The 12,905-nt window shown below is 70.0% G+C and carries 12 protein-coding genes; all 12 read right to left on the bottom strand.

The window, feature by feature from the left end; all coding sequences use genetic code 11:
- Nucleotides 1-474: primosomal protein N' family DNA-binding protein (locus SACGLDRAFT_RS08530; RefSeq protein ID WP_005463650.1), on the bottom strand; the 474-nt coding region annotated here is incomplete at its 3' end.
- Nucleotides 475-520: 46 nt separating this feature from the next.
- Nucleotides 521-1,651: an acyltransferase family protein gene (locus SACGLDRAFT_RS08525; protein WP_005463649.1), complete on the bottom strand. Its 1,131-nt coding sequence runs from the start codon at nt 1,649-1,651 to the stop codon at nt 521-523.
- 56 nt (nt 1,652-1,707) lie between these two features.
- Nucleotides 1,708-2,922 carry a methionine adenosyltransferase gene (metK, locus tag SACGLDRAFT_RS08520; RefSeq protein ID WP_005463647.1) on the bottom strand — a complete coding sequence of 405 codons (1,215 nt, stop codon included), beginning with the start codon at nt 2,920-2,922 and terminating at the stop codon, nt 1,708-1,710.
- Nucleotides 2,923-2,968: 46 nt separating this feature from the next.
- Entirely contained in the window at nt 2,969-4,207 is a 1,239-nt protein-coding gene (gene coaBC, locus SACGLDRAFT_RS08515) for a bifunctional phosphopantothenoylcysteine decarboxylase/phosphopantothenate--cysteine ligase CoaBC (protein WP_005463645.1), read from the bottom strand.
- A gap of 7 nt (nt 4,208-4,214) precedes the next feature.
- Nucleotides 4,215-4,490, bottom strand: a complete 276-nt coding sequence (gene rpoZ, locus SACGLDRAFT_RS08510) for a DNA-directed RNA polymerase subunit omega (RefSeq protein WP_005463643.1) — start codon at nt 4,488-4,490, stop codon at nt 4,215-4,217.
- Complete coding sequence (gene gmk, locus SACGLDRAFT_RS08505) at nt 4,487-5,155, bottom strand: guanylate kinase (RefSeq protein WP_005463641.1); 669 nt, start codon at nt 5,153-5,155, stop codon at nt 4,487-4,489. The genes rpoZ and gmk overlap by 4 nt, the downstream gene beginning before the upstream one ends.
- On the bottom strand, nt 5,152-5,469 hold the full coding sequence (gene mihF, locus SACGLDRAFT_RS08500; RefSeq protein ID WP_005463640.1) for an integration host factor, actinobacterial type: 318 nt from the start codon (nt 5,467-5,469) through the stop codon (nt 5,152-5,154). The genes gmk and mihF overlap by 4 nt, the downstream gene beginning before the upstream one ends.
- Nucleotides 5,470-5,791: 322 nt before the next feature.
- Nucleotides 5,792-6,652: an orotidine-5'-phosphate decarboxylase gene (gene pyrF / locus SACGLDRAFT_RS08495; RefSeq protein ID WP_005463638.1), complete on the bottom strand. Its 861-nt coding sequence runs from the start codon at nt 6,650-6,652 to the stop codon at nt 5,792-5,794.
- The gene (gene carB / locus SACGLDRAFT_RS08490; RefSeq protein WP_005463636.1) at nt 6,649-9,984 is read right to left on the bottom strand and encodes a carbamoyl-phosphate synthase large subunit; all 3,336 of its coding nucleotides are present in this window, start codon (nt 9,982-9,984) and stop codon (nt 6,649-6,651) included. The genes pyrF and carB overlap by 4 nt, the downstream gene beginning before the upstream one ends.
- Entirely contained in the window at nt 9,968-11,104 is a 1,137-nt protein-coding gene (carA, locus tag SACGLDRAFT_RS08485) for a glutamine-hydrolyzing carbamoyl-phosphate synthase small subunit (protein WP_005463635.1), read from the bottom strand. Before carA ends, carB begins: the two co-directional genes overlap by 17 nt.
- The gene (locus SACGLDRAFT_RS08480) at nt 11,101-11,592 is read right to left on the bottom strand and encodes a PH-like domain-containing protein (protein WP_005463634.1); all 492 of its coding nucleotides are present in this window, start codon (nt 11,590-11,592) and stop codon (nt 11,101-11,103) included. Before SACGLDRAFT_RS08480 ends, carA begins: the two co-directional genes overlap by 4 nt.
- A complete protein-coding gene (locus tag SACGLDRAFT_RS08475) occupies nt 11,592-12,890 on the bottom strand; it encodes a dihydroorotase (RefSeq protein WP_005463633.1) in 1,299 nt (432 codons plus the stop codon). Before SACGLDRAFT_RS08475 ends, SACGLDRAFT_RS08480 begins: the two co-directional genes overlap by 1 nt.
- Nucleotides 12,891-12,905 lie beyond the last annotated feature (15 nt).

Here is a 12,905-nt window from a genome sequence, read left to right as displayed (position 1 = left end):
TTCCGGCGGAGGTTCTCCCTCCACCCGCGCGTGCCGGGGCGGGACAGCCAGCCGGACCACGTCGGCGAGCGTGCCCCCGTACCGGCGGGCGACCGCCCGGCACACGCGCAACAACGCGGGCGACAGCACCGGTTCGGGGGAGACCACCCGCTCCAGAAACGCCAGCTTCCGGGTGTAGTCGGTGGTGGCCGCCCGCTCCACCAGGTAGCCGTCCACGAGCTGGCCCGCGAAGCGCACTCGCACCCGGCAACCCGGCACGGCGGTGTCGGCGAACTCGCGCGGCACTTGGTAGTCGAAGGTCCGGTCGAGGTGGGCCAGCGGAACGTCCACCAGCACGCGCGCGACCGGGTCGGTGTCGGCGGGTTGCCGCTGCCCCTTCCCGTTACGTCGGGACTTCGCCGGCTTGCCCGCGCTCGCCGACCGCGACGCAGGTCGCGGCAGCTCCCACAGTGGGTCGGTGTCCGAGCGGCTCATCGGTTCCTCTTTACCAGACCCGCCCGGTTCGCCCACCTCACACGGGCTACCGGGCCGGGCTCGTCGCCCCGGTGGGCTTCTTCGGCGTGATCCACTTGTTGAGGAAGTCGAACGCGGGGCGCTCCACGAACTTGGTCAACGCCCAGCCCAGCACGATGGCCGTGGCGAACCACGCGGGCACCCAGCCCCACCACGGCACGCCCAGGTCCGCGAGGTGGCGGGCGACGATCGTGCCCATCACGTAGTGCATGAGGTACACGCCGTAGGAGATGCCGGCGAGCCAGCGGATCGGCCGCTCCAGCACCGTGAAGACCCGGCCGTTCCACGCCGGTTCGTAGGCCGCCACACAGATCAGCACCAAGGCGACCGCGTACGGGAGCACGGCGTCGTTGTCCGGCGGGTGCAGGTCGTGGGCGAACAGCACGACGATGAGCATCAGGTAGAGCTGGGTGAAGCTCATGCGCTTCTTCGACCAGCGGTAGATGGCGAATCCCGCGAGCAGCAGGTGCGAGCGGTTCAAGCCGGTGCCGTCCATCGCGATGGACAGCCACGTGGGGACGATGTCGCCGGGCCCCATGAACAGGTACCGGATCGCCAGCGGCACGAGCAGCACCGCCCACATCACCGCCGAGGCCACGTTGCCCCGCACGCGCTTGCTCGCGGCGAGCAGGGCAATCACGGTGAAGCCCGCGACCTGCACCGGAACCGTCCAGTGCGCGAGGTCGATGTAGGCGATGTCGGGCACCAGCAGGTGCACCAGCGCCAGGTTGCCGATCAGGTCACGGTAGGTGTGCCGCGGCAGCCCCTCGGGAGCGAACAACTGCGTGGCCGCGAAGATCACCAGCACGGCCACCCAGAACGCGGGCAGCAGACGCGCGAGCCGACGCAGCCACCAGCGCAGCGACGAGTGCTTGCCGATCGTCATCGCCGCGAAGTAGCCCGACACGGTGATCAGCACCGAGGCGCCGAACGGGAAGTCCATGCGCAGCGGCTCGGGCGGCAGGTCGAGCCCCGGAAGATTCAGGGGCGCGAGCAACGTGGCGTGGAAGCTCAAAACCGCGAAGATGCCGATCACGCGGACGGCGTCCCAACTGATGTAACGCGGTTTGCGCGGCTTGGTCTTCTCCGAATCGGCCGCCGCCACCGGGCTCGACACGACCTCCTGAGCCTGCACCATGAGTCAGGAAGTCTAGGCCACCACAACGTCCACACCCCCGAAGGGGTGGCGCGCCGTCACGCTCCGACAGCGCTTCGCAACTCCTCGGTCCGGTCGGTCCTCTCCCACGGCAGGTCGAGATCGGTACGACCGAAGTGCCCGTAGGCGGCCGTCGGCGCATAGATCGGCCGCAACAGGTCCAGATCACGAATGATCGCCGCCGGACGCAGGTCGAACACCTCGGTGATCGCCGACTGGATCTTGGCCGGATCCACCTTCTCCGTACCGAAGGTCTCCACGAACAACCCCACCGGCGCCGCCTTGCCGATCGCGTACGCCACCTGGACCTCCACCCGGTCCGCGAGGCCCGCGGCGACGATGTTCTTGGCCACCCACCGCATCGCGTACGCCGCCGACCGGTCCACCTTCGACGGGTCCTTACCCGAGAACGCACCACCACCGTGCCGCGCCATCCCACCGTAGGTGTCCACGATGATCTTGCGACCCGTCAACCCCGCATCCCCCATCGGACCACCCACCACGAACCGACCCGTGGGGTTCACCAACAGCCGGGCGTCCCCCTGCTCCCAGCCCATCTCGCGCAGCACCGGCGTCACCACGTGTTCGGCGATGTCGACCGCGAGCAGCTTGTCGAGGTCGATGCCGTCGGCGTGCTGGCTGGAGATCACCACGGTGTCCAACCGCACCGGGCGATCCCCCTCGTACTCGATGGTCACCTGCGTCTTGCCGTCCGGCCGCAGGTACGGCACCGTGCCGTCCTTGCGCACCGCCGTCAACCGCCGCGACAACCGATGCGCCAACGCGATGGGCAACGGCATCAGCTCCGGCGTGTCCGAGCACGCGTACCCGAACATCAACCCCTGGTCCCCGGCCCCCTGCCGGTCCAACTCGTCGACGTTGTCGGGATCGTGCGCGCCGACCCGCGTCTCGTAGGCGGCGTCCACACCCTGGGCGATGTCGGGGGACTGCGAACCGATGGCCACGTTCACCCCGCACGAGGCCCCGTCGAACCCCTTGGCCGACGAGTCGTACCCGATCTCCAGGATGCGTTCGCGCACGATGGTCGGGATATCGGCGTACGCCTCGGTGGTCACCTCACCGGCCACGTGCACCTGGCCGGTGGTGATGAGCGACTCCACCGCGACCCGGCTGTTCGGGTCCTTGCTCAACAGCGCGTCCAGAATCGAGTCGCTGATCGAGTCACAGACCTTGTCGGGGTGCCCTTCGGTCACCGACTCCGACGTGAACAACCTGCGGTTCGACGCACTCACCGGACTTTCGCCCCATCCTCACTCGACGTGTCGATGCGACAGAAGCCTACTGGGACCGCTCGCCCGTCCGCACCAACTCCGACACGGCGTCCCACACAGCGGTCGCCAGTTCGGACTTCGAGCCCATCGGGATGCGCTGTTCGAGCCCGTCGGACGACAGCAGCCAGCCGGTGTTCTCGTCGACCTCGAACGCGCGGCCCTCACCGACGGCGTTGACCACGAGCAGGTCCACGCCCTTGCGCTTCAGCTTCGCGCGAGCGTGGTCGAGCACGCTGCCGTTCTCGTCCCCCGTCTCGGCCGCGAAGCCCACCATGAGCTGCCCCGGACGCCGCCGCTCCACCAGACCGGCGAGCACGTCCGGATTGCGGGTCAGCGCGACCGTCGGCGCCGAGCCGTCGTCCTTTTTCTTGATCTTGTGCTCGGCGCGCGTGGCGGGACGGAAGTCCGCGACCGCCGCCGCCATGACGACGACGTCGGCGGCCTCGGCCGCCGTGGTCACCGCGGCCTGAAGCTCCTCGGCCGTGGAGACCCGCACCAGGTGCACGCCCGCGGGGTCGGGGAGCGCGGCCGTGTGCGCGGCCACGAGCGTCACCTCGGCCCCCCGCTGCGCGGCGACCCTGGCGAGCGCGTAGCCCTGCTTGCCCGACGAGCGGTTGCCCAGGAAACGCACGGGGTCCAGCGGCTCGCGGGTGCCCCCGGCGGACACGACGACCCGCTTGCCCTCCAGGTCCCGAGGCAACGCGTCGGGACGGGCCAACAACAGGCGGGCGAGCTCGACGATCTCCTGCGGGTGAGCCAGGCGCCCCTTGCCGGTGTCCTTGCCGGTCAACCGACCGGAGTCGGGCTCGGTGACGACGACGCCCCGCGAGCGCAGGAGCGCCACGTTGTCACGGGTGGCCGGATGCTCCCACATCTCCGTGTGCATGGCAGGGAAGAACGCCACCGGGCACCGGGCCGTCAACAGGGTGTTGGTGAGCAGGTCGTCGGCGAGTCCGTGTGCCGCCTTGGCCAGCAGATCGGCCGTCGCGGGCACGACCAGCACCAGATCGGCCTCCTGACCGACCCGGACGTGCTGCACCTCCGGGACCCGGCTGAACACGTCGGTGTTCACCGGGTTTCCCGACAGTGCCTCGAACGTGGCGGCCCCGACGAAGTTCAGGGCGGCGGCGGTGGGGACCACTTGGACGTCGTGTCCGGTCTCGGTGAGCCCACGCAGCACCTCACAGGCCTTGTAGGCAGCGATACCACCGCCGACGCCCAGGACGACCCGCGGCCGTGTTCCCACCGGCGGACTACTCGCCTTCGGTGTGCTCCAGCAGACCCGCGTGGATCTCGCGCAGAGCGATCGACAGCGGCTTCTCGCGCGGGCCCGGCTCCACGAGCGGCCCCACGTACTCCAGCAGGCCCTCGCCGAGCTGGGCGTAGTAGTCGTTGATCTGACGGGCGCGCTTCGCCGCGTAGATCACCAGAGCGTACTTGGAGCTGACCTTTTCGAGCAGGTCGTCGATGGGCGGGTTGGTGATGCCTTCGAGCTGCTCACCCTGCGCACCCAGCGTAATCGCGGTCACTGACTGTGCTCCGTCTCGTCGCAAACGGTGGTTCGGCCAATCACCAAGCTTAGCAACTGGCGCGCGGCGGTCCGCACGTCGTCGTTGACGATGCGCGCGTCGAACTCGTCGGCCGCCGCGAGTTCCTTCTCGGCCTCCCGCAGGCGGGCCCGCACGGCGTCGTCGTGTTCCGTGCCCCGGCCGGTGAGCCTGTCGACCAGTTCCTCCCAGGAAGGCGGCAACAGCATCACCAACTGCGCGTCGGGCATCGCCCGGCGCACCTGGCGGGCGCCCTTGAGTTCGATCTCCAACACCGCCGGACGGCCCGCGCGCAGCATGCGCTCCACGGGGGCCCGAGGGGTGCCGTAACGGTTACCCGCGAACTCGGCGTGTTCGAGCAACTCGCCGCCGCGCGCCATCGCCTCGAAGGTCTCGCGGTCGACGAAGTGGTAGTGCTCGCCGTCCACCTCGCCCGCACGCGGCGGGCGCGTGGTCACCGACACGCTGAAGTAGATGTCGGGGCACAGCCTGCGCAACTCCGCGACCACGCTCGACTTACCGACCCCGGAAGGGCCCGAGACGACGGTGAGCCGGTGCCGTGGGCTCGCGCCCGGCACCGACTCACCCTGCGTCGCGCGGCAGGCCGAAAAGCCCGCCGCGTTCGAGCCGCGGTTCTGCTCGCTCACTCGCCGCTGAACTCGGCCAGCAGCGCCTTGCGCTGCCGGTCGCCGAGGCCACGCAGACGACGGCTGGAGGCGATCTCCAACCGCTCCATCGTCTGCTGCGCACGCACCTTACCCACGCCCGGCAGGGCCTCCAGCAGAGCGGAGACCTTCATCTTGCCGAGGACCTCGTCCTCGTCGGCCTGCTTCAGCACCTCGGCGAGGGTCGTACCGCCACGCTTGAGCCTCTCCTTGAGCTCCGCGCGAGCGCGACGGGCGGCGGCGGCCTTCTCCAGCGCCGCAGCACGCTGTTCCTCGGTGAGCTGGGGAAGTGCCACGTTTTCCTCCGGTGTTACTCAAAAATTCTGGGTGGGTGTGGCGACCGTACCCACCCTCGACCTGGACTCTCAATGCGGGGGTGGCGCCGACCGCGAATGTCGCCGACCTCGGCCGACGACACAGGGAAACCGTTCACGACTGGACGCCGTGACCCGGCCAGAGACGACCCTACTCACGAAGACCGCTTCCCGATGTCGGGCTGTGAGATCGGAATCGAACACTCCGTTCGTCGCGTCGGAACCCCACCTGACGCCACGAGGCGTAGCGTAGTGCAAGATCAAAATACGGTCGGACCAGGGCTTGTGCCGATGCCGAGGGCGACTACGGCAGGATGGAGGCGATACTGTCCTTCGCCCGCTCCGCGGCCGCCCGCAACGCCTCGGCATCGGGACCGTGACGCAGGATGTCCCGCGACGACGTGGGCAGCAGCCCCCGCACCCCGGACCCGAAGACCCTCCGCAGGTCCTCCGCCGTGGCCCCCTGTGCGCCGAAGCCGGGGACGAGCACGGGACCGTTGAGTGTGTCCAACCGCACCTCGTCCGGCTCCACGGTGGCTCCCACCACCACCCCCACGTCACCGAGTGGTTCCGCGCCGGCGTTGAGCTTCGCCGCCTCATCCACAATGGATTGGGCAACGGTGACGTCGCGGGAATCACGCGCCCGTTGGACGGTGTGCCCTTCCGGGTTGGACGTCCGCGCGAGCACGAAGACGCCGCGTCCCGTCTCCCGTGCCCGCGTGAACGCGGGTTCCAGCGCCCCGAACCCCAGATAGGGGGACACGGTGATCGCGTCGGCCGCCAGGGGCGCGGTGTCGGCGAGGTACGCGGCCGCGTAGGCGGCCATCGTCGATCCGATGTCACCGCGCTTGACGTCCAGCAACACCAGCGCTCCCGCCTGCCGGGCGGTGGAGATCACGCGTTCGAGGACCGTGATCCCCGCCGCCCCGTACGCCTCGAAGAAGGCCGACTGCGGCTTCAGCACCGCCACGGAGTCCGCGAGGGCCTCCGTGGCGGTCAGGGCGAAGCGTTCGAACCCGGCCACGTCGAGGGGGAGCCCCCAGGCCTCCAACAGCGCCGGATGCGGGTCCACGCCGACGCACAGCGGCCCCCGCGCGGCCACCGCCTCCGTCAGGCGCGCGCCGAACGACGGCACGCCCGAGGAGGCACCGCCGGCTCCGTTCATGCGCCGGTCACCTCGCGGACGGTGGCCTGCAGTTCCTGGAGCGAGCGTGCGACGATGTCGCCGCGAATCAGCGCCTCGATGCCGTGCACCGCGGCGGCCGCCCCCTGGACGGTGGTGATGCACGGAATGCCCCGTGACACCGCCGCCGTGCGGATCTCGTACCCGTCCACGCGCGGCCCGTTGTTGCCGTAAGGCGTGTTGATCACCATGTCGACGCCGCCGGCGAGGATCATCTCGACGATGTTGGGCTCCTCGGGTGTGCTGCCCTGGTAATGCTTGCGCACCACCGAGCACTCGATGCCGTTGCGCCGCAGCACGTCCGCCGTGCCCGCGGTCGCCAGCACCTTGAAGCCGAGGTCCGCGAGCCGCTTCACCGGAAACACCAGCGACCGCTTGTCGCGGTTGGCGACCGACACGAACACGGTTCCGTGCGTGGGTAGCGAGCCGTACGCCCCGGCCTGGGACTTCGCGAACGCCACCCCGAAGGACAGGTCGACACCCATCACCTCGCCCGTCGACTTCATCTCGGGGCCGAGCAGGGAGTCGACGCCCTGGCCTTCCCGCGTGCGGAAGCGGTGGAACGGCAGGACCGCCTCCTTCACCGCGACCGGGGAACCCAGGGGCAGCATCCCGCCGTCGCCCTCGGCGGGCAGGACGCCACGGGAACGCAGCTCGGCGATCGACGAGCCGGTCATGAGCAACGCCGCCGCCTTCGCCAGGGGCACCGCGGTGGCCTTCGAGACGAACGGCACGGTCCGCGACGCCCTGGGGTTGGCCTCCAGCACGTACAGGACGTCGTCCTTGAGGGCGTACTGCACGTTGAGCAGGCCGCGCACCCCGATGCCCTTGGCGATGGCCTCGGTCGACCGGCGCACCTCCTCCAGGTTGGTGCGGCCCAACGTGATGGGCGGCAGCGCGCACGCCGAGTCACCGGAGTGCACCCCGGCCTCCTCGATGTGCTCCATGACCCCACCCAGGTACAGCTCCTCGCCGTCGTAGAGCGCGTCGACGTCGATCTCGATGGCGTCGTCGAGGAACCGGTCGACCAACACCGGGTGCTCGGGCGTCACCTCGGTGGCGCGCTCGATGTAGCCGCGCAGGGAGTCCTCGTCGTAGACGATCTCCATGCCCCGGCCGCCGAGCACGTACGACGGCCGCACGAGCACCGGGTAGCCGATCTCGTCCGCGATCCGGCGGGCCCCGTCGAACGAGGTCGCCATGCCGTACTTCGGGGCGGGCAGGCCGGCGGCCGTAAGCACGTCACCGAACGCCCCACGTTCCTCGGCCAGGTGGATGGCCTCGGGCGGGGTGCCCACGACGGGCACGCCCGCGTCAGCGAGCCGCTGAGCGAGGCCGAGCGGCGTCTGACCGCCGAGCTGCACGATGACCCCGACGACGTCGCCGGACTCCTGCTCCGCGTGCACGATCTCCAGTACGTCCTCGAACGTGAGCGGCTCGAAGTACAGGCGGTCGGAGGTGTCGTAGTCGGTGGAGACCGTCTCCGGGTTGCAGTTGATCATCACGGCCTCGAAGCCCGCCTCGCGCAGAGCCAGCGCGGCGTGCACGCACGAGTAGTCGAACTCGATGCCCTGGCCGATGCGGTTGGGCCCCGATCCGAGGATGAGTACCTTCGGCTTCTCGCGCTGCGGCGCCACCTCGGACTCCGCGGCCGGGTCGGACTCGTAGGCCGAGTAGTGGTACGGCGTCCTGGCCTCGAACTCCGCGGCGCAGGTGTCCACGGTCTTGAAGACCGGACGGACCCCCAGCCGGTGTCGCAGGGCGCGCACGCCGTCCTCCCCCGCCAGTTCGGGGCGGAGGGCCGCGAGCTGCCGGTCGGACAGCCCGATTCGCTTGGCCTTGCGCAGCAGCTCCTCGTCCAGCACGGGCGCATCCCGGATCTCGGCCCCGATCTCGCCGATGAGGGCGAGCTGGTCGATGAACCACGGGTCGATGCCGCTGGCCTCGTGGATCTGTTCCACCGTGGCGCCGAGGCGCAGCGCCCGCTCCACGGCGTAGATCCGACCCTCGTGAGGCGTGCGGAGCTGCTCCAGCGTCGACTCCAGCGTTGCCCCCTCGGGATCGGGGCGCGTCCAGAACCCGGCGGCCTTGGTCTCCAGGGAACGCATGGCCTTGCCCAGGGCTTCGGGGAAGCTGCGCCCGATGGCCATCGCCTCGCCCACGCTCTTCATCGTCGTGGTCAGTTCCGGGTCCGCGCCGGGGAACTTCTCGAACGCGAACCGGGGCATCTTGACGACGACGTAGTCGAGCGTCGGCTCGAACGACGCCGGGGTCTCACCGGTGATGTCGTTCGTGATCTCGTCGAGCGTGTACCCGATGGCGAGCTTGGCGGCGATCTTGGCGATGGGGAAGCCGGTGGCCTTCGACGCCAGGGCCGACGACCGCGACACCCTCGGGTTCATCTCGATGACGACCATGCGGCCGTCCTTGGGGTTGACGGCGAACTGGATGTTGCAGCCACCGGTGTCCACACCGACCTCGCGCAGCACCGCGATGCCGACGTCGCGCATGTGCTGGTACTCACGGTCGGTGAGCGTCATCGCGGGCGCCACGGTGATCGAGTCGCCGGTGTGCACGCCCATCGGGTCGAGGTTCTCGATGGAGCACACGACCACCACGTTGTCGTGCCGGTCGCGCATGAGCTCCAGCTCGTACTCCTTCCACCCGAGGACGCTCTCCTCGATGAGCACCTCGGTGACCGGGCTCTCCTCCAGCCCGAACGAGGCCATGCGCTCCAGTTCCTCGGGCGTGTGCGCCATGCCGGAGCCCAGCCCGCCCATCGTGAACGACGGCCGGATGACCACCGGAAGCCCGAGTTCGGCGACGGTCTCCCGGACCTCCTCCATCGAGTGGCACACGGCGCTGCGCGGCACCCCGCCGCCGACGGCCCGCACGATGTCCTTGAACTTCTGCCGGTCCTCACCGCGCTGGATGGCGTCGACGTCGGCCCCGATGAGTTCGATGCCGTACTTCTCCAGCACTCCCCGCTCGTGGAGGGCGACCGCGCAGTTCAGCGCCGTCTGCCCGCCGAGGGTGGCCAGCAGCGAGTCGATCGGACGACCCTTCTCCTGCTCGGCGACGATGACCTTCTCCACGAACTCCGGGGTCACCGGCTCCACGTAGGTCGAGTCGGCGAACTCCGGGTCGGTCATGATCGTCGCCGGGTTGGAGTTCACGAGGCTCACGCGCAGTCCCTCGGAGCGGAGCACGCGACACGCCTGGGTACCGGAGTAGTCGAACTCGGCGGCCTGGCCGATGACGATCGGCCCGGACCCGATCACGAGTACATGCTCGATGTCACTGCGCTTGGGCATGGCGGGCCTCCATCAGGGTCACGAAGTCGTCGAACAGCAGTGCCGCGTCGTGGGGGCCCGCGGCGGCCTCGGGGTGGTACTGCACGGAGAACGCGGGCACCTCCTCGCAGCGCAGCCCCTCCACGGTGCCGTCGTTGGCGCAGTAGTGGCTCACGCGCGCCTTGCCGAAGGGGGAGTCGAAGTGCTGGCCGGGTTCACCCTCCAAAGCGAAGCCGTGGTTCTGCGACGTGATCGCCACCCGGCCCGTCGCCACGTCGAGGACGGGGATGTTGACGCCCCGGTGGCCGAAACGCATCTTGTAGGTCGACAGCCCCAGGGCCCGGCCGAGGATCTGGTTGCCGAAGCAGATGCCGAACAGCGGCAGTTCCCGCTCCAGCACCCGGCGCGTGAGGTCGATCGCGTGGTGCTGCGTCTCCGGGTCACCGGGTCCGTTGGACAAGAACACCCCGTGCGGGTCGACGGCGAGGATGTCGTCGAGGTCGCTGCTCGCGGGCAGCACGTGGACCTCCACTCCCCGCCGCGTCAGCTGCCTCGGCGTGTTCGCCTTGATGCCGAGGTCCAGCGCCGCGACCCGGAACCGGGTCTCGCCCTTCGCGGGCACCACGTACGGCTTCGCGGTGGTCACCTCGCCGGCGAGGTCGGCGCCCTTCATCCTCGGGCTCGCCAGCACCTGCTCCACCAGTTCGTCGTCCGGGGCGAGCGCGTCACCGGAGAAGATGCCCGCGCGCATGGCGCCGTGCTCCCGGATATGCCGGGTGAGGCCGCGGGTGTCGATCCCCGCGATTCCCACCACGCCCTGCTCGCGCAACGCGTCGTCCAGCGACCGGGTCGCCCGCCAGTTGGAGGGCGTCCGCGCGGGGTCGCGGACCACGTAGCCCGCCACCCAGATGCGGTCCGACTCGTCGTCCTCGTCGTTCCAGCCGGTGTTGCCGATCTGCGGCGCCGTCTGCACCACGATCTGCCGGTGGTAGGACGGGTCCGTCAGCGTCTCCTGGTAACCGGTCATGCCGGTGCAGAAGACCACCTCGCCGAGGGTGCGCCCCCGCGCGCCGTACGCCGTCCCCCGGAAGATCCGACCGTCCTCGAGCACGAGTACGGCGGCAGTGTGCGTGCCGGTCATACCTGGGCACCTCCCTTGGCCTGCTCGATCCACTGCGGGTAGACGGAAAGGTCGTCACCGCGCAGACCGGTGTCGAGCTCGACGTCTCCAAGGCGCCACGTGAACACCAACAGGCTCTCGGTGCCCATGACCTTGCCCGCCATTCCTTTCGCCGTCCCCACGCGAACGATGCTGTCGCGTGGAATCCAAAAACCCGGAGCGCCGTCGCGGTCGACCTCGATTCCCCGGTCGTACAGTCGCAGCGCCGCCGGCCCCCGCATCCCCGCGCCGCGGGTGACGATGCGGTCCTGCCAATGCCCCGACATCGTCGTGCTGACGTAAAGGCCGCGGGTGGAGAGCAGCAACTCGCCTCGTTCCTCGGGAACCGTCGGGAACGGTGGCACGAGCACGCTCTGGGTACGGGCCTGTCGTCGCCAGCCACGCCACATGCCGTAGAGGCACAGCGCGAAGAATGCGAAGCACAACAGTGTCAGCAGGAGCCGGTCCATCACACAATCTTCCCTTCGCGCGACGTCACACGCCCGCGCAGTAGCGTGAGGCTCACCACGGCCGGAAGCCGCAGCCCTTCGTACGGCGTGTTGGTCGCCCGGCTCGCCAGCTCGGAACCGCGAACCGTCCACTCCGCGTCCGCGTCCACCACCACGAGGTTGGCGGGTTCACCCACGGCCAGCGGCCTGCCCTGGTCCGGCAACCCGACGATCTCGGCGGGCCGCTCGCTCATGACCCGCGCCACGCCGCGCCAGTCGAGCAGGCCGGGACGGACCATCGTCTCCACGACCACCGACAGCGCGGTCTGCAGTCCGAGCATCCCCGGACGGGCCGTCGTCCACTCGGTGTCCTTGTCCTGCGGTGCGTGCGGCGCGTGGTCGGTGGCCACGCAGTCGATGACCCCGTCGGCCAGCGCCCGGCGCATCCGCTGCACGTCGGCCTCGGAGCGCAACGGCGGATTGACCTTGTTGACCGGATCGAACGTGGCCAACCGCTCGTCGGTGAGCAGCAGGTGGTGGGGAGTCACCTCGGCCGACACCTCGGTGCCCTGCTCCTTGGCCCAGCGCAGCACCTCCACGGTGCCCGCCGCCGAGACGTGACACACGTGCAGCCGGGCCCGTGCGTGTCGTGCCAGCACGCAGTCCCGCGCGACGATCGACTCCTCCGCCGACGCGGGCCAGCCCACGTACCCCAGCCGGGCGGCCCGTTCTCCCTCGTGGGCCTGGGCCCCGACGGTGAGGCGCGGTTCCTCGGCGTGCTGGGCCACCACCACGCCGAGCGCGGTCGAGTACTCCAGCGCCCTGCGCATCACGAGCGGGTCGGCGACGCAGTGGCCGTCGTCGGAGAACATCCGCACCCCGGCGGCCGAGTTCGCCATCGTGCCCATCTCGGCCAGGCGCTCCCCCGCGAGTCCCACGGTGACCGCGCCGACCGGGTGCACGTCCACGAGTCCGACCTCGCGCCCCCGGCGCCACACGTGGTCGGTCACCACCGCGTTGTCCGCCACCGGGTCGGTGTTGGCCATGGCGAACACCGCCGTGTAGCCGCCCAGCGCGGCCGCGGCGGACCCGGTCTCGATCGTCTCGGCGTCCTCGCGGCCCGGTTCCCGCAGGTGCGTGTGCAGGTCGACGAATCCCGGCAGCAGGATCCGTCCCTCGCCCTCGATCACCTCGACGCCGCCGGGCGGGTCGAGCCGCCCGATCTCGGCGATGACGCCGTCGGAGACGAGCACGTCGACCGGCTCGCCCTCGCCGTACGGCCGCACCCGCCGTAGCAGCAAGTTCCGATTCTCAGTCACGGTCGCCTCCGTTTC

Origin of the sequence: Saccharomonospora glauca K62, from assembly GCF_000243395.2 — a bacterium.
Taxonomy (GTDB): Bacteria; Actinomycetota; Actinomycetes; order Mycobacteriales; family Pseudonocardiaceae; genus Saccharomonospora; species Saccharomonospora glauca.
Note: the sequence above shows the minus strand (reverse complement) of the source record. Positions and strands in the feature narration are given on the sequence as shown.